This is a genomic window from Nostoc sp. TCL240-02 (assembly GCF_013343235.1).
GTDB lineage: Bacteria > Cyanobacteriota > Cyanobacteriia > Cyanobacteriales > Nostocaceae > Nostoc.
The window spans coordinates 7,682,584-7,700,067 of record NZ_CP040094.1 but is presented as its reverse complement, the minus strand read 5'-3'; the positions used below and the strand labels follow the sequence as shown (position 1 = coordinate 7,700,067).

Annotated in this window: 16 protein-coding genes and 2 pseudogenes; 9 read left to right on the top strand and 9 right to left on the bottom strand. The window is 41.8% G+C overall.

The annotated features are described in order from the left end of the window. Window positions 1–184: 184 nt before the first annotated feature. The 6 genes and pseudogenes from FBB35_RS33040 to FBB35_RS33020 all read right to left on the bottom strand — a co-directional run bounded on the left by FBB35_RS33040 (window position 185) and on the right by FBB35_RS33020 (window position 5,708). Window positions 185–871, bottom strand: a complete 687-nt coding sequence (locus FBB35_RS33040) for an SAM-dependent methyltransferase (protein WP_174713347.1) — start codon at window positions 869–871, stop codon at window positions 185–187. Window positions 872–917: 46 nt separating this feature from the next. After that, window positions 918–1,463 (bottom strand): annotated as a pseudogene (locus FBB35_RS35305) (dual specificity protein phosphatase family protein). A gap of 99 nt (window positions 1,464–1,562) precedes the next feature. Then, window positions 1,563–3,539 carry a 5'-nucleotidase C-terminal domain-containing protein gene (locus FBB35_RS33030; RefSeq protein ID WP_254625767.1) on the bottom strand — a complete coding sequence of 659 codons (1,977 nt, stop codon included), beginning with the start codon at window positions 3,537–3,539 and terminating at the stop codon, window positions 1,563–1,565. A gap of 13 nt (window positions 3,540–3,552) precedes the next feature. Then, window positions 3,553–4,092 (bottom strand): IS630 family transposase, encoded by a 540-nt coding sequence (locus FBB35_RS35300; RefSeq protein ID WP_254625604.1) that lies wholly within the window; start codon window positions 4,090–4,092, stop codon window positions 3,553–3,555. 23 nt (window positions 4,093–4,115) lie between these two features. Then, window positions 4,116–4,511, bottom strand: coding sequence for a transposase (locus FBB35_RS35295; RefSeq protein WP_254625668.1), 396 nt, complete (start codon window positions 4,509–4,511; stop codon window positions 4,116–4,118). A gap of 123 nt (window positions 4,512–4,634) precedes the next feature. Then, window positions 4,635–5,708: a sulfonate ABC transporter substrate-binding protein gene (locus tag FBB35_RS33020; protein WP_174713346.1), complete on the bottom strand. Its 1,074-nt coding sequence runs from the start codon at window positions 5,706–5,708 to the stop codon at window positions 4,635–4,637. 211 nt (window positions 5,709–5,919) lie between these two features. Here FBB35_RS33020 and FBB35_RS33015 point away from each other — a divergent pair, with 211 nt between their 5' ends. The 6 genes from FBB35_RS33015 (at window position 5,920) to FBB35_RS32990 (ending at window position 12,239) form a co-directional block, all read left to right on the top strand. Beyond that, window positions 5,920–6,642 (top strand): class I SAM-dependent methyltransferase, encoded by a 723-nt coding sequence (locus FBB35_RS33015; RefSeq protein ID WP_174713345.1) that lies wholly within the window; start codon window positions 5,920–5,922, stop codon window positions 6,640–6,642. Between the two features lie 374 nt (window positions 6,643–7,016). After that, entirely contained in the window at window positions 7,017–7,376 is a 360-nt protein-coding gene (locus FBB35_RS33010; protein ID WP_114085223.1) for a VOC family protein, read from the top strand. Between the two features lie 332 nt (window positions 7,377–7,708). Beyond that, the gene (locus tag FBB35_RS33005) at window positions 7,709–8,014 is read left to right on the top strand and encodes a hypothetical protein (RefSeq protein ID WP_174713344.1); all 306 of its coding nucleotides are present in this window, start codon (window positions 7,709–7,711) and stop codon (window positions 8,012–8,014) included. A gap of 744 nt (window positions 8,015–8,758) precedes the next feature. Then, a complete protein-coding gene (locus tag FBB35_RS33000) occupies window positions 8,759–10,213 on the top strand; it encodes a glycoside hydrolase 100 family protein (protein ID WP_174713855.1) in 1,455 nt (484 codons plus the stop codon). 88 nt (window positions 10,214–10,301) lie between these two features. Continuing rightward, window positions 10,302–11,759 carry a 16S rRNA (cytosine(967)-C(5))-methyltransferase gene (locus FBB35_RS32995; RefSeq protein ID WP_174713343.1) on the top strand — a complete coding sequence of 486 codons (1,458 nt, stop codon included), beginning with the start codon at window positions 10,302–10,304 and terminating at the stop codon, window positions 11,757–11,759. Between the two features lie 57 nt (window positions 11,760–11,816). Further along, entirely contained in the window at window positions 11,817–12,239 is a 423-nt protein-coding gene (locus FBB35_RS32990; protein WP_012410962.1) for a TerB family tellurite resistance protein, read from the top strand. Window positions 12,240–12,296: 57 nt separating this feature from the next. Here FBB35_RS32990 and FBB35_RS32985 read toward each other — a convergent pair whose 3' ends face one another. The 3 genes and pseudogenes from FBB35_RS32985 to FBB35_RS35290 form a co-directional block, all read right to left on the bottom strand. Beyond that, window positions 12,297–12,521: a hypothetical protein gene (locus FBB35_RS32985; protein WP_174713342.1), complete on the bottom strand. Its 225-nt coding sequence runs from the start codon at window positions 12,519–12,521 to the stop codon at window positions 12,297–12,299. Between the two features lie 281 nt (window positions 12,522–12,802). Further along, a pseudogene (locus tag FBB35_RS32980) lies at window positions 12,803–15,004 on the bottom strand (transglycosylase domain-containing protein); the annotation flags it as partial. A gap of 44 nt (window positions 15,005–15,048) precedes the next feature. After that, the gene (locus tag FBB35_RS35290; RefSeq protein WP_254625766.1) at window positions 15,049–15,237 is read right to left on the bottom strand and encodes a hypothetical protein; all 189 of its coding nucleotides are present in this window, start codon (window positions 15,235–15,237) and stop codon (window positions 15,049–15,051) included. A gap of 208 nt (window positions 15,238–15,445) precedes the next feature. On the opposite strand from FBB35_RS35290, the gene folK reads away from it, so the two are divergent. The 3 genes from folK (at window position 15,446) to FBB35_RS32965 (ending at window position 17,428) form a co-directional block, all read left to right on the top strand. Further along, complete coding sequence (folK, locus tag FBB35_RS32975) at window positions 15,446–15,961, top strand: 2-amino-4-hydroxy-6-hydroxymethyldihydropteridine diphosphokinase (RefSeq protein WP_174713341.1); 516 nt, start codon at window positions 15,446–15,448, stop codon at window positions 15,959–15,961. Window positions 15,962–16,029: 68 nt separating this feature from the next. Beyond that, complete coding sequence (locus FBB35_RS32970; RefSeq protein ID WP_174713340.1) at window positions 16,030–16,578, top strand: NUDIX hydrolase; 549 nt, start codon at window positions 16,030–16,032, stop codon at window positions 16,576–16,578. Window positions 16,579–16,585: 7 nt separating this feature from the next. Beyond that, entirely contained in the window at window positions 16,586–17,428 is an 843-nt protein-coding gene (locus FBB35_RS32965; RefSeq protein WP_174713339.1) for an ADP-ribosylglycohydrolase family protein, read from the top strand. Window positions 17,429–17,484: the final 56 nt, after the last annotated feature.

The window sequence follows — 17,484 nt, the reverse complement described above, 5'->3', positions numbered from 1 at the left end:
GACCATGAATGCAACTTGGTAACAGCGACACTGATGTCCATTCCTGGTAGAAATGCTACATAATAACGCTGATTGTAGTGATCGGTGCGATCGCATTAAAAATTATTGAATCATTGACCGCTTGTAAAAAAATCCTTCTTGGTAATCAGAATGTAATTACTGAAAATTACGAATTATGAATTTTCTAAACATCTCTGGTTATCTTCAACATTTTATTCCCACCAGGCTGTAGCTCATATTCAACATTTTCAATATCAATCTTGTAACCCATTGAAGTGTAATGTTTGACTATTTCATCTAAATGTTGAGAATGGTTCCACATTAAAGTTACCAGGGGAAATATTCTGATTTCTTTAGCAATTCGTAGCATCTCACCTACAGAATCTAGGTGAAAGTTGTAATCGAGATGGTCTGAATATAAAAACAATAAATGTGAACACAGGGCTATATCAAACTCTTGATCTTTAAATTTTAATTTTGGAAACTCATCGACTATGTATCTGTTGCTTTTTTTGCCATTTTCATAATCAGACAGAAATTCTCTAATAACTTTGACTCGATTGTGTCGCAAATCATCTGGAGATTTATGATAGCCCCATACCCAATCTTTCGATGTAGCCTTGACTTGGTTAATGATATTATCTACCACTTCATTAAATCGTTGCAATATCTCATCACCAGAAAATTGGTATAGTGGGTCAACAGAAACTACACTTTTACCTTGACGTGTCATTTCTGCATTAAAGCTTGCCGGGCCGTCCCCAATTCCAAGGATTTTTTTATTTAAATCTACGTCTGTTAAATTGAATATTTTTATATATTCATCCATTGATCTCCCAAAAGGAACTACTTTATCTAGAACCATTGCCATAGAATTTACCTCGCCAAGAGACTGATTAAACAGGTTGATAGCAAAATCAAAAAACTTTATGTATTGCTAGACGGCAATCATTTAGAAGCAAGTCAAGTTCTGTTACAACTTTCAACGGATTTCTACCTATAAACACAGCAGCTAATGCAGCTTCATAAGGATTTCTACCTGTTTTCTTGACAGCAGCAATCGCAGCTTGATTTGATAATCCTCGGACACTAACTAGCCATGCTGCTAATATATGTCCAGTACGTCCAATTCCACCAGAGCAGTGTACAACTACCTTCTGATTTTGTTTATCTGCTTCTATTAAGAAAGGAAGTATTTTCTGTGTGAGAGTTTCTAAATCAGATAGATGGAAATCTACAATTGGTGCCCAACATACTAGCTGATTACCAAATTCTTGTTTGTAGCTATCCAGAAGATTAGAGTAATGAGCTAGTTATTGATTGGGAAGAAGGCAACAAACTCGCTTAATATTTTGGGACTTCATGAATTGTATCCAATCCTGAACCTGCTTATTAGTGTATCCAGGTCGCGCAGCACCAAATACTATTTGCTCGTTCTCCCAAGCCGGGGCAAACTTATACATCTTTAAATAAGTAGGCACAAATAATTAATCTGATAACACCATATCTTTACGCAATTTGAGATTTTGAATGCGAGTATCTTCTGCGGGTGGCACATCCCCTTAAGAAAAGGGAATCTGCTTAAAGTTAGCAGCTAGATATTCGGCTAATGTATCTTGCTCCGAACCATCAGCAGCAAAGGTGGCTAAACCTGTGCGTTTGCTCTTATCAGCATCTTTTGATGTCAAATCAACCTGTTCTGTTTTCGGAAAAGAATAGCCATCGCCACCAGTTGCAAGGAAATTGAGGGTAACAGTGCGGAAGATCCGATGAGGATCACCCACTAACTCTGCATTTTTAACTACTACATCAATAATTTTGCCCTGAACATCTTTGATAGCAAGGGATTTAACGCGCTTACCTGCTGGCAAATCTGGGTCAAAGCTAAAGGTTAATCCCGCTACTTGGGGAAAACTGCCAGGGGTAGCGCTGGGTGCGATCGCTGCTACGCTATGTTCAATCACTGCCAGTAATTCTGTTGCACTCAGAGTAACTAAAGTCAAGCCATTGTTGAATCGTAGCGCATTGGTGATATCAAGTTGGGAAATTTCTTTTGCTTTCTTACCTGCTACAGGATTTGCTTGAGGTGGTAGTTTGATAACATCTTGTGAGCGAGTCGAACCTGGGGGAAAGGTGTAGATACCGATATTGTCACGGATACCACCCCCATTTTTGATGGAAATGACTGTCTTAGGATCGTACCGCTTGGCGATCGCTAAATTAGCTTCGGCTGTCAAATTCCCTAAATTGGTTTCTTGTGTACGGACATCACCACGCCAGCCATTGAGGAAGACGTTGGTTTTCCCAAAAATTTTACCATCTTGGGCAATAATCACTTTTTGAAGTGCCTCTGTAATGGCGACAATTTTAGGATCAGGTTTCCCACCGACAGTTGCTACACCTTGGGAGTCAGTCGCATAAGCACCACTGATTTTGGAGTCAATACTCAACGGAATAATCACTCCATTGGCATCAAAGTTAACTACTAGACGACCAACATAACGATAGTTTCCATCCGTATTAACTACGGCTATCAGATTACCATCTGCTGCTTTTGTGAGGATTGGATAAGTTCCAGCAGATTTATCACCGACTCGTAGACGGTCTGTTTTGTCGGCTAGTAAGGTATTAGAACCACCAGCAACAACAATATCTACTCCTTTAAGTAATTTTGCTAGCTTTTGCTCAATAGCAATTTGCTGCATGTGTGCCAACAGAATAACTTTATTAATATCTGGGTTTTTTGTCAGCAGTGCATCGACATAAGTTTGAATTTCAGCAGCTAAGGCGGCGATGTCTGCGGCATTACGATCATTAAATTCTTTAGGCAACACAGTCACACCACCGGGAGAAGAAATCGTCCGTAGAGTGGGGGTTGTCGCCCCAACTACACCAATCTTTTCACCATTGAGGGTAATGATGGTACTACGGGCAATTTTATTAGGAATTTTACTTGCTTCTTGTCCATCAGCAGTAACTAATTTTGCCAGGTCTTTATCAGTGCTGAAATCTAGATTTGTGCTGAGATAGGGAAAATTTGTACCTGGGTAATCTTTTTTAGCACCGAGTAAATCGGCAACAACACCCGTACCTAAGTCAAATTCGTGATTACCAAAGGCGATCGCACCAAACCCTAGAGCATTTAAAATTAAAATATCTCCTCTTCCCTGTCCACCAAAAACTGTATCACTAGCAAATAAGAAGGGACTGGGAATATAGGCATCTCCAGATGAAAGGATTAAGGTATTAGGATAATCAGGCTTACCGTCACGATTAGCATCCTGATTTTTAAGTGCATTCAACACTGCCGAAAAGTTTGGTGCATCCTCCAGTGCTGGAACACCTGCTTCTTGGTCGGAAGTATGTAAAAGTTGCAGTGTGAATCCCGGTTTAGGTGTTGTTTTGACTTGTGCTACACCAATACTAGTTCCCAGAGAGAATAATATACCAAATATAACTAACGAACTTAACTGGTTAGTACTTAAATTTAGGCTATTAAGCTTACCGAAAAATCTATTTTTGGAATTTAACAAAGGCATAATATAGCGGTTATCAGTCTTGTGAGGTACAGTAGCAGCAGTGAGTAAACCAACCCAGCAAATTCTCTATTGTCACTTCTGCGAATGCCGTATCTAATGCCTGGAGTAAATCAGGGTATGTCCTTGCACCGATGCGACGGAGAATGTTCTTAATCTTGGACCAACAATTCTCAATCGGTGAAAAATCGGGAGAATAGGGGGGGAGATAAATGAGATGAGCGCCAGCAGCGATGAGCAAAGCTTCAAGTTCATCACTTTTATGGATTGAGCAGTTATCCATGATCACCACTGCACCAGGCCAAAGTTTGGGTACGAGCTTTTGGGCGATGAAGGCATCAAAAGTCAAAGCATCGATAGAACCTAAGCCACTCCATTGGGTGAGCAGTCCTTTCAAGCTAATTGCACCAATTACCGAGACATTTTTCCCTTTGCGGTTGGGCTTTTGAGCATAGGCCCGAAGGCCAGGCAAGGCGCGGGCACATTTGCGGATGAAGGACAGATTAACTCCCGATTCATCTAAGAAAATCAGCTCTTCGACGGGTATCCCCCTCAAGAGTTTCCAGTACTCAAATCGGGCTAGTTGGACTTCATCACTACCTTTTTTTGTGAGGTGGAGACTTTTTTTTTGAGGTTGAGGTGAAGTTTCCAGCGAACCATCCGATTCACCGTAGCTACCCCAATTAAGACCTCTGTTTTCTCGTAAAGTCGTTCCCGCAATTCGCTTAACGTCGCATCGGGCTGTGCTATGACGAGTTGGCGCAGGATTTCTAACTGTTCAGCATTCAACTTTGTTGCTGTCTGCTCAGTCCGCACCTTGGGGCCTATCATCCCCAATTCTCGATGGCGTTTGAGTAAATTTTGCACAAAACTTAAGGTGACACCAAAGTTTTTAGCCAGTTTTCGTTGGGAAATGTCACCGCAGGCATAAGCATCAACTATTTTTTGACGCAAGTCGAGAGAGTAGGCTTTCATCACCACCAATTATCAGTAGAATTGCTCTCTCCTACTGTACTGAAGTAGACTGATAACCGCTATAACTTTTCAACGTGTTATGTTAACTTGTAACATTATTCGGAATTCAAAAATCATTATTTATTAATTATTCACTTTTCCTTGCCAAACAATTTCCTTAACTTTGATTTCTTTCGGGATCAACTTAATTTTGTAGAAGGTATCTGCAATCTCTTGTTGTTTAGTAATCACTTCATCTGTGAGCGGAAGTACATCATATTCACGTCGCTTTTCTGCTATTTCCAATACAGGAGCATCTATACCCAAAGCAGGGGAAAGAAGTTTAGCAACTTCACTAGGATTATTTTTTGCCCAGCCACTAACTTTTTTCACCCTATCTAAAACTATTTTCAAAACATCAGGTTTGGCATCAACAAAAGATTTTGCAGCTAGATAATAACCACGATTGGGAGCTAATTCCGTTGCGTCTGCTAAAATACGTGCGCCTGTTGCTGCTTCTGCTGCGGCTAAATATGGGTCCCAAATTGCCCAAGCATCAACCTTTTTTCCTTCAAAGGCAGCACGAGCATCGGCGGGTGGGAGAGTTGCTGGCTGGATTTCACTGTACTGTACCCCTGCTTTTTCGAGCGCTTTCACCAATAGGTAGTTAGCATTAGAACCTTTGGCAAAAGCAACTTTTTTGCCCTTGAGTTCAGCCACACTTTTAATAGGTGAATCCTTGGGTACTACGATGGCTTCAGCTTTCGGACTCCAAGGATCGTAGGCAACATAAACTAGAGGAATACCCCCAGCTTGGGCAAATATTGGTGGTGATTCTCCGGTATAGCCAAAATCAATGCTACCTGCATTCAATGCTTCTAGCATTGGAGGCCCAGCCGGAAATTCTGACCAAGTTACGGAAGATCCTGAAGTTGCAAAGGCTTTTTCTAATTCTTCTCTCGCTTTCAGTGCATAGAGGACAGTTGACGCTTTCTGGTAGCCTATACGAATTGTAGTGCCGCTAGCTACAGCGCTGGGGGTAGCTGTCTGAGTTGTTCCATTGTTACTTGCGCTTGGAGAACAAGCAGAGATAGCCAAAGTTAAGCTAAGTCCCAATGCAAATAATAGGGAAAAGGTGTGGATTCTTTGCTGTTTGAACCTTTGGAGGAAGGCAAAAGCCATACCCAAAAATCGACTTGAAGAGAACTTAGTAAACATCTTCATTCTGCTTTCAGGGGTAAATAAATATCAGATTTTAGCGACTAAACGGTAAATATACGGTAAGTTTATTGATTCACCGTATTATTATGGAATGATAAAAATATCACATAATTACAGATGAAATGCAAGTTTATTCGCGGAAGAAAAAAATCTTACTGAAAGTCATAGCAGTGTCAAATATAAATTCAATCGGATCAGAAAGGACGCGATGATAGATAATATTCTTCAACAACAGATTGAGTACTATCGCGCTAGAGCCAATGAATATGATGAGTGGTTCTATAGGAAAGGACGCTACGATCACAGTCCCAAAATAAACCAGCGCTGGTTTAATGAAGTAGCGGTGATAAAAAATACATTACACCAAATTGGTTTGATGGATGATATTTTGGAGTTAGCATCTGGAACAGGTATCTGGACGCAAGAGCTTTTAAGGATCGGTAAAAAGATTACTGTGATCGATGCCTCTGAAGAAATGATTGCAATTAATCGCTCGAAGTTAAATTCACTGAGTGTTGAATATCACCTAATTGATTTATTTACTTGGCAACCTGACACTGAATATGATTTGGTGTTTTTCGCCTTTTGGCTATCTCATGTGCCGCCAAAATTACTCGATTCTTTTTTGACGAAAGTCTACCAATCTGTTCGCCTTGGTGGGGAAGTATTTATCATTGACTCTTCCTTTGAACCGACATCCACAGCTAACAATCATATCCTTGAAGACGACGGAAACATATATAAAACCCGTAAATTAAATAATGGTCAAGAATTTCAGATTGTCAAAATTTTTTATCAGCCAGATGAACTTAAGGATAAGCTAAAAAAAGCAGGCTTTCAGGCTGAGGTAAAAGTGACAGATAATTATTTTATCTACGCACAGGGGAAAAAATTTAAAACAATTCGTAATTCGGAATCTGTAATTATTTAAACTACACCTGATGTATTACTAATTAAATAGTATGGGAATATCAGACGTATTTTTTCTTGTAGAGACATTAATTCAAGATGGCATCAGAAAACATCTTCCTGCTATTTTCTCTGACATACTCCTAAAACTAGGTACTGTTGCAAAATCTATGTATATATATTGGTTATAGCTATACAGATGACTTATGTGGGGCTAAAGGAGTAGAAATGAAATGTATTTTGATTGACTGCGAACAACATTATCAAGAGCTAGGTGAACAGAGAGTTGAAGACCTTTTCAAGTTGAAGATAGACTATTTCTTGATCGATCTTAGTTAACTATGATTGCTGAGTAAGCAAAACAAAATCCATTAGCTGCCTAATAGACAGTTTGCAATGCAAATTCTTAAAGTATTAACCAGAGTCTATCTTAGTCCGGTAGACTTGGATGAGGCGATCGCTTTCTATGAGAACCTTTTTACAGAAAAATGTTGGTTGTGGTTTCAATATTCCGAGTCTGAGTTGGAACTCGCAAGTGTGGGTTCTATTCTTTTAATTGCTGGTTCGGCAGAAGCACTCTCTCCATTCAAGAGTACACACGCAACATTTCTTGTGGACTCACTCAATGATTTTAAAGAAGCACTTATTCAGCAGGGTGCTGTGATTCTGGCGGAACCGAACAAAGTTACCACTGGAGCGAATATGCGAGCGATGCATCCTGATGGAACCATTATTGAGTATCTTGAGTTTGGATAATGGAATGCACGATTTCTAGTTGATGTGATATGAAGTACGCTGGAGGATACGAACTACCAAGACGCAGAGAAAGAAACTGAAGATATGTTAGTGAAGTGATGAGTTTAGCAAACTAAAAATTTGTACTAATAGTTTAAACTTCATAAATAAACTGGTGGATTTGAGGATTTTGGCTTTTTTCTGCTTTGCGGAAATTTATGATGTCGTTGTAGGTTTTGTTTTTTAAGCTGGGGTAGATTGCTTCTGTGATTTATCAAAATTAAATTAAGACAAAAAATCCCATGCAACCTTTATTTCAAAGCGCTAAAAGACTAATTTCGATGTGCATAGTTATGCTGCTTATAGTAATTAGCGCCTTGACAATTTTACCTGCTCCAGCTATGGCAGATATTGCAATTATTAAATGTGAGCAGGATAGTGACTGTGGAAATCTTGCGGCATTTGCTGCGGGAGTGGCTTCGGGCAGCGTGGTGACGCTGATGGCTACGGGACACACGGCAGTTCTAGCAGGAGCAGGGGCTGCGGTTGGTTCAGCCGTAGCGGCTCCGGTATTACTTCCAGTAGCCGCAACAGCAGCAGTTGGCTATGTTGGATACGGCGCATGGAAAGCTCTTAACCACAGTGAGTCAAACCCTTGAATTTAGTTGATTACAAGATTTGTGCAAGATTAAATTTAAACTTTGCACAGCACCTCTGGTACAAATATTATTTTTAGCCCTCAGTGAACTTGCTGAAGGGCTTTCACTATTTCACAAATCTCTCTTCCTCTGATTTCTCTGCGCCTCTGCGGTTTATTTTTATTAAAAACTATTGTTAGAACTACTCTTATAAACACTCCATGTCATCTGTCAGTAGGGTAAAATATTTAACTCTTGAGAAGTATTGACATTTGAAATTTTTCAAGAACTCATCTTGCATATTCTGAAGAAAAGTTATAAATTATTAGTTTATAGGGGAATAATCTGACCTCTTAGTGTCAAAAACTAATCCTACTCAAGTAAATATACTGCAACCAGTTTTAACTTCACACAAACCCTAAACAGCACTGAAAATATATTTTTGTTTGGTAAAGCAAAGCTTCTGGACATGAAACAGAACAATAAATAATCCAAAAATATATCTTGTGTGACTGTTTGAAGAATTACATTACTACTCTGGGTGAATAAAAACAACTATAGTTCACTAATGTAGTAATCGATTATAGGGCAATTAACTAATAATAAGGCTGCAAAAATTTCAGCAGATTTATTTCTTGTTAGTTGATTAACTTTCTCCAAATTATGCTATTCAAAGAATCCTTTTTGTTATGCTGAGAATAGCAAAAATCATGAATGAAGACGCATCTACCACAAATTCACAACCCGAATGGAGTTATTCTGGCGATGCACCTAAACGAATTGGAAACTACTGAAAATTTCAAAGAAGTGGAAGAAGCGTGGCTAACACTAGAAAAATCAATTCTCTATTATCAAGGCCGCCCCGTTGGTACTGTAGCCGCTTATGATGCATCTGTAGAGGCTCTCAATTATGACCAGTGCTTTGTTCGGGATTTTGTCTCTTCAGCTCTAATTTTTCTGATCAAAGGTAGAACAGATATTGTTCGTAATTTCTTAGAAGAAACCTTAAAGTTACAGCCTAAAGAAAAGGCATTAGATGCTTATAAGCCTGGAAGAGGATTAATACCAGCTAGCTTCAAAGTTGTATCAGACAATGGGCAAGAATATCTAGAAGCAGACTTTGGCGAACATGCGATCGCTAGAGTTACACCTGTTGATTCTTGTTTATGGTGGATTATTTTGTTACGTGCCTATGTAGTCGCCACTGAAGATTTTTCTCTAGCTTATCAACCTGAATTCCAAAATGGGATCAGGTTAATCATGGAAATCTGTTTGGCGAATCGCTTTGATATGTATCCAACGCTATTGGTTCCAGATGGTGCTTGTATGATTGACCGTCGTATGGGCATTTATGGGCATCCTTTAGAATTGCAAGTTCTTTTTTACACGGCATTGCGTGCATCTCGTGAACTGCTAATTTGTCAAGGGAATTCCGATATTGTTGCAGCCATTGATAACAGGTTGCCTCTTTTATGCGCTCATATTCGCCAGCATTATTGGATAGATATTAATCGGCTGAATGAAATTTATCGCTTCAAAAGTGAAGAATATGGTAAAGGTGCTGTGAATTTGTTCAACATATATGTAGATTCTGTTCCCTATTATGAATTAGATAAATGGTTGCCAAAAAAAGGTGGTTATTTAGCGGGTAATGTCGGGCCGTCGCAGCTAGATACTCGCTTCTTTTCACTCGGAAACTTAATGGCGATTATTTCAGACTTAGCCACCGAAGAACAGTCACAAGCAATTATGACTCTCATTGAGGAACGATGGGATGATTTGGTGGGAGATATGCCGATGAAAATTTGTTTCCCAGCTTTAGAACATGAAGAATACAGAATTGTAACTGGATGTGACCCCAAAAATATCCCTTGGTCGTATCATAATGCTGGTAGTTGGCCAGTTTTAATGTGGATGTTGGCAGCTGCGGCTGTGAAAACTAACAAAATAAGTCTTGCACAAAAGGCTATTCAAACTGCTCAAGGACGGCTCAGTACAGATCAATGGCCAGAATATTATGACGGTAAGAAAGGGCGACTGATTGGGAAACAAGCTAGGAAATATCAAACTTGGACAATTACTGGGTTCTTATTGGCGAAAGAACTGATGGCAAACCCCACTTATTTGCCATTAATCAGCTTTGGTAAATTACCAGCAGAACAGGTTTCTAGAGCATGTGAGTTTGAAATCGCTAGTGTAGACCCGTATATGCCTAGATAGGGAAGTTAGAAGAGACGCGATTAATAGCGTCTGTACAGGAGTTGGGAGTTAGAATACAAAAGCCTCCTGACTCCTGATTCATGTTTCCATGACAAACCCCCGTCAACTAGCTTTTATCGCCCTGCGAGATGTTCATAAGGGGGCTTATGCTGATGTTGCCCTAGATAGAGTACTGCAAAAAGTTAATTTGCCTGATAGCGATCGCCGATTGGTGACAGAATTGGTTTATGGAAGCGTCAGAAGGCAGCGCACTCTAGATACTCTCATAGATCAATTCGCCAAAAAGAAATCTCACCAACAACCACAAGACCTCCGCACCATCTTGCATTTGGGTTTCTACCAGCTGCGCTATCAAGAGCGTATTCCCGCCTCTGCTGCTGTTAATACCACCGTCCAACTCGCTAAAGAAAATGGTTTTTCTGGACTTACGGGTTTTGTTAACGGTCTATTACGCCAGTATCTCAGAAAAGCAGAGGGGCAGGGGAGCAGGGGAGTAGGGGAGATAAGGGGACAAGGGGACAAGGAGACAAGGCAAATAATCAATCCCCAGTCCCCAGTCCCCAGTCCCCAGTCCCCAGTTCCCCATTTTGATCCGTTACAACTTCCAGAAAACCCAGTGGAACGCTTGGGTATTTTACACAGTTTTCCTGACTGGATTATTCAAGTCTGGTTAGAACAACTGGGTTTGACCGAGACAGAGCAACTGTGTGAATGGATGAACCAATCACCAACAATTGACTTGCGTATCAACCCACTTTGCACTTCAATCGAAGAAGTTGAGGCGGCTTTGCAATCTGTTGGTCTTTTGGTAAGACGGATTCCTGATTTACCCCAAGCTTTACGATTTATTGGTAATACTGGATCAATTCAAAAACTACCTGGTTTTAGAGAAGGTTGGTGGACTGTACAAGATGCTAGTGCCCAATTGGTAAGTCATTTGCTCGACCCCCAACCAGGTGAGGTGGTAATTGATGCCTGTGCTGCACCAGGGGGTAAAACAACCCACATTGCTGAGTTAATGGCAGATAGTGGGAAAATTTGGGCTTGCGATCGCACCGCTTCTCGTCTTCGCAAACTTCAAGAAAATTCTCAACGCCTAGATTTACAATCTATCCAAATTTACACTGGCGACAGCCGCCATTCCAACCAATTTCAAAACACCGCAGACCGCGTATTACTTGATGCTCCATGTTCGGGGTTAGGAACCATGCACCGTCATGCTGATGCTCGTTGGCGGCAGACACCAGAATCTGTCCTGGAACTTTCGGTGCTGCAAAAAGAATTATTAACACATACATCAACTTTTGTCAAAGCTGGTGGTGTACTAGTTTATGCCACCTGTACATTGCATCCAGCAGAAAACGAAGAAGTGATTTCGGCATTTTTAGCTGCGTCTCCTCATTGGCAAATTGAGCCTCCAAGGGGCATTGAGTTGGCTGCTTCTGCATATAGCACCCCTCAAGGTTGGTTTAAAGTCTGGCCCCACCGACAGGACATGGATGGCTTTTTTATGGTTCGCTTAAGAAAAACCAATAATTCCGAGTGAATACTGTTTGGGATTGTACGATTTGATGGTGGCCTGAATCTACCAGAGGAGGCAGCAATGGTTACCCCTTCCAATGTCAAAAACTTAGTTAAAATCCTGATTGGAGCAGCCTGGATTGATGGCAGAATCCAGCCAGAAGAACGGCAATATCTCCGCGAAATAGCTCAAGCAAAAGGTTTGGCTAACGATCCAGAAATTAAGCCTTGGCTATATGAATTAGTTCCTGTACAGCCAAAAGAATGTTATGACTGGGTGCGGGAGTATTTAGGCGATCGCCCCAGCCTTGAAGATTGTGAAAATCTGATTGAAGCCATCAGTGGCTTAATTTATAGCGATGGCGAAGTCGCCGTCGAAGAAGCTAGACTCTTGACAGAATTGCAAGATATAGCAAAGCCAAATGATTCAACTCAACCGATTCAGACTAAACTTCTCAAACAAATTCAAAAGCTTTACCGTCGTTGGGTTGACGTACAAACCTAATCATAGTCAAAAGTTCATAGTCTAATGACTAATGACTAATGACTAATGACTAAATTATTACTTCGGTTTCCCCACACCCGGAGTTTCTTCTTTATCAACTTTAGGCACAAAATCAGGACGCTCTTTGCTTTCCCAACCTGCGGGGCGTTTCGAGTTGTACCAAGCTATTGAACCAATGCTTACAGCAGCAATAAAACCAACGACATACACCAAGGTGAAAGCAAAGGGAAAATGACCACCACCTGTTGCAACTGAATCTGCTGCCTGCATCAATATATGCATGAGTATATTCTCCAATGTTAAGTAACACTACTTGACAGACTATAGAATGAGCGTATCACTTAACATCCTCCCCTAGTTTAGTTTGAGCAACTTCATATTGTACAGAAAAGGAAGGGAGCAGGGAGGAGGGGGCAGGGGAGGCAGGGGAGGCAGAGGGAGACAAGGGAGACAAGGGCGAATTATTGAACAAATCTTTCCCTTGTCTCCCCCCTCTTCCTTGTCTACCTTGTCTCTTATTCATGCCCAATGCCCAATGCCCAATTCCCAATTCCCACTCATCATTAATTAGAAGGTCTAAGTCTCTCGCGCCAGGATGGTTGTGGCGATGAAGAACCGGAAGAACCGGAACTATTGTCGGGAGAGGAAGATCGGCGAGTTCTGGGAGACGGGGGAGAATCAGATTCTACTCTTCTAGAGCGCCGCCGGGGAGTAGATGATTCTGAAGAAGAGTTACTAGAATTTGATTCTTCGCTGCGATCGCGTCTTCTCCGTCTTGGGGTATAATCGCTCGATTGCTGTTCTTCTTGAGAATAGCTCCTTCTCCTCCGTCTCCTAGATGAACCACTCTCCTCAGAATTTCTAGCACTTTCTCCTTCTGAGTCATTATCAGAGTCAATAGAACGATTCAGCACTTGTTTGGGCTTGATGGACTGGGCTTTGATAGTACCTTTGCGACCTTCTAACTTTGGTCGTTTGGGAAACTTCTCGACAGGCATCCCCTCAGCCGCTTTTTCCATAAATTCGTGCCAGGTGTAAGCGGCGCTACCACTGCTGCCATAAGTGGGACGGTTATCATCATTACCAAGCCATACCCCTGTCACCATTTGGGGAATGTAGCCAATAAACCACAAATCGCGAGCTTCATCGGAAGTACCGGTCTTGCCAGCAACTGGTCTCTCACCTAATTGGGCAGCAGCACCAGTCCCCTCTTCTACGACGTTACGTAGCATCCAAGTCATGATGGCGGCACTATCAGCGTCAAGGGCGCGTTTAGATTTGAAATTAGCTGACCAGATTACCTTACCTTGGCGGTTGAGGATGCGGGTAATACCATGAGGTTCTGTGTGCAATCCCTGAGTTGCAAAACTGCCATAAGCGCTGGTCAACTCCAGTAGATTTACTTCATTTGAGCCGAGAGCCAAGGAGTAGGTGGGCTTGAGTTCAGATTTTATGCCCATATCATGGGCAAGTTTAATCGTCGGCGTAAATCCGACATCAATCAACACCTTCACCGCAATAATATTAATAGAGCGGGTGAGAGCATCTCGGATATTCATTGAACCCCGAAACCTTTCACTATAGTTTTTCGGTTCGTAGCCGTCTACTACAAAGGGTGCATCCTCATAGCTATCGTAGGGGCTTTTACCGCTAGCGATCGCAGTGGCATATACAAACCCTTTAAATGTCGATCCTGGCTGCCGTTGTGCCTGGGTAACTCGATTAAACTGGTTTTTACCAAAGTCTTTTCCCCCAACCATTGCCTTAATTTCACCGCTCCGGGGGTCAATGGCAACCATTGCTGCTTGTTTAAAGTTCTCCCAGCGTCCTTGATTTCGCAGTGTTTTGGCAACCGCCTCTTCTGCCACTTTCTGCCAAGCCGGGTTCAGCGTGGTTTCCACGACTAATCCCTCACTTGCCAGCACCTTAGCAGAAACGTACTTCGGCAATTCTTTTTGGATATAGCTGGTAAAGTAGGGTGATTCTACTTGTACTCGCTTGGGTAAACTGTTTTTAAGGGTTAGTGGCTCTTGGAGTGCTGCTTGCCTTTGCTCTGGTGTAATCACTCCATCCTCTTGCATCCGTTGCAATACCAGATTTCTTCGCCGGATTGCAGCTTCAGGATTCTTATCTGGGGCATATAAGCTAGGAGCAGGGGCTAATCCTGCGATCGTTGCCATTTCTGCAAGGGTAAGCTGGTCTGGCGATTTACTAAAGTATACCCAGGCGGCATCTGCCACACCATAAGCTCCACCTCCCAAATAAACCAGATTCAGGTAACGCTCTAGAATCTGATCTTTGGTTAATTCATGCTCCATTTTTTGTGCTAGGCGGACTTCCTTGAGTTTGCGCCAGATTGTCTGTTCTTGTTTCAAAAAGAGAATCCGCGTTAACTGTTGGGTGATGGTGCTACCACCTTCTACCACACCTTGCGATCGCAAATTATTTAAACCTGCTCTCACAATCCCCTGCGGGTCAAATCCGTTGTGTTGCCTAAATCTTCTATCTTCTGAGGCAATGAAAGCTTTTTTTAAATTATCTGGTATTTGTTCTAGCTTGAGCTGTTCTCTGGTAGCTTCACCTTGTTGTTGTAATATGCTTCCATCAGCAGCTTTGATGGTCAGTGTTTGCTCTCTCAGTACGGCGTTTAACTCGGCCTGATCTGGCAAAGTGCGGTCTATTAGACTGATGCCATAGATCAAGGCAACTATCCCACCACCTACACCCAAGCCTGCCCAAAACCATAAGCGACGATAGAGTGGTTTACCGCCAGTTGCCTGATTGGTCTTCATCCTAGATGGTAAAATTTTCATTTGCTCAGTAACTGCCTCGCCTGCGCCATATATGCTCGTGGTAAGCTCTCATTTGTTCCTCCTTGTCCAGAGTCACTCAAATTAGTTGGTCTTCGCTTGAACCAGGAGGTAAGCTTCCCCACGTAAGTTCCTCGCTCAAAGTAGTAACTATAATAACCACCATCAATCAGCTTTGGGGTTAGCACACCACCATTGTGTTAGTATAATATCCTATAAATAATTAACTAAATTCACCATAAAATAATGTTTTTTAGATTTGATTAATTTAGTTTTGTAAACTTCTTGTAATTTTTAATAGCTATTGGAATACGCAAACTATTGGCATTTTTTGGAACAAGTAAAGCGAAGTATCAAGACGGACGACCTGAAAAAAGCTTACTTAAGGAGAGTGCAATGCCTGCTGCTGGTTACGCAGCAATAAAGCCCAGACGAAGCGCCGTTGCTCTTGGTAGTAATATCGGCGATTCCCAAACAATTTTAGAAGCAGCTATCAAAAGTTTAGCCCAAACCCCAGGTATTCTCTTAGAAGCTAAATCCAGGTGGTACCAAACTAAAGCTGTGGGGCCACCACAGCCAGATTATCTAAATGGCTGTGTGACATTGCAGGTAGAGATGCTACCCCAGCAGTTATTAGAAATTTTGTTAGGAATTGAACAACAATTTGGGCGTGTGCGTCAAGAACGTTGGGGGCCACGAACTCTAGATTTAGATTTGTTATTATTTGATGACTTTATTGTAGATACACCAAATCTCCAGATTCCCCACCCACGAATGCGGGATCGAGCCTTTGTGTTAGTACCACTGGCAGAAATTGCCCCCGATTGGATAGAACCAATATCCAGGTGTGTTATTAAAGAACTGCTGAAAGAGGTAGACTGTTCTGATGTGCATTTATTGATGGACAATTAAAATTACCATCCTTAAAAGCAGGAGAACGCTGATTTCACCTCTGTATTCACAGATAATCAGATTTTACTATGCCATTAGGTAGAGAATTACCACAACTGTTGAAACAACGTTTGTTTCATAAAGGGCGCAAGTTTGATTTTGAAGTTAATCGCTTGCGTTTGCCTAATAAATCCGAAGGGGAATGGGAATGTATTCGTCACCCCGGCGGTGCCTTAGCTGTACCGATAACATCAGAGGGTAAACTTGTACTGGTGCGCCAGTATCGTTTTGCAATTCAGGGACGGATATTAGAATTTCCGGCAGGAACTTTGGAAGCAAAAGAAGAACCTTTAGAAACAATACAGCGCGAAATCGAAGAAGAAACTGGCTATACTGCCAAACAATGGGACAAACTAGGCGAATTTTTCCTAGCGCCTGGTTATTCTGATGAGATTATCTATGCTTTTCTGGCGCGAGATTTGGAAAAGCTGGAAACACCACCAGCACAAGATGGAGACGAGGATATCGAAACTGTGTTTTTGACTCCCGAAGAATTAGAGAAAGCTATTCTGGCAGGAGAGGCGGTAGATGCTAAATCAATTTCTAGCTTTTTTCTGGCGCGTCCCTTTTTAATTTAATACCCTTATGCTGCTAGAGTTAGCGATTGGAGATGCCTACGGTGCAGGCTTTGAATATGCTGATGAGATGATCGTTAACAACGATTTGAGTCGATACGTCGAACATCCGCGTTTTCGGCTCAATCCTGGCAGCTATACCGATGATACCCAGATGAGCATTGCCATTGCTGAGGTGATTGTTGCTCAAGCACCGTGGACACCAGAAGTTTTAGCCGATAGCTTTGTTAGAGTTTTTAAACGCGATGAGAGAGAAGGTTATTCTCGAAACTTCTACCATTTTCTGCTAGAAATTCAGAATGGAGAAGAATTTTTAACCAAAATTAACCCTGACAGTGACAAAAGCGGGGGTGCAATGCGTGCAGCACCCATTGGCATCTATCCCACACCAGAAAAAGTCATTGAGGCGGCAACAATTCAAGCGGCAATTACCCACAATACACCCGATGGAATCAATGCTGCCGTTGCTGCTGCTCTGATGTCGCATTACTTTATCTATCGACTGGGAGCAAAACGCAAACTAGGAGAGTTTCTCCAAGGTTATGTATCTGGGGAATGGGCTAAACCTTGGGAAGGTAAAGTCAAGTCTAAAGGTTGGATGAGTGTCAGAGCCGCGATTACTGCCGTGATGAAAAGTTACAGCATGAGCGAACTTTTACAAGATTGTATCGCTTTTACAGGAGATGTGGATACAGTCGCTGCGATCGCTTTAGCTGCCGGTTCTTGTAGCGAAGAAATTACACAAGACATTCCGAATCATCTTGTCACAGGCTTAGAGAATGGAACTTACGGTAGAGATTACCTCATCGACTTGGATAAGCAGCTGATGAGTTTGGCAAAAAATATCAGCTAAATGTAATACTCGGTTGCAAGCATCGCGCCTCCATCTATTTCTGGTAAAGATACTGT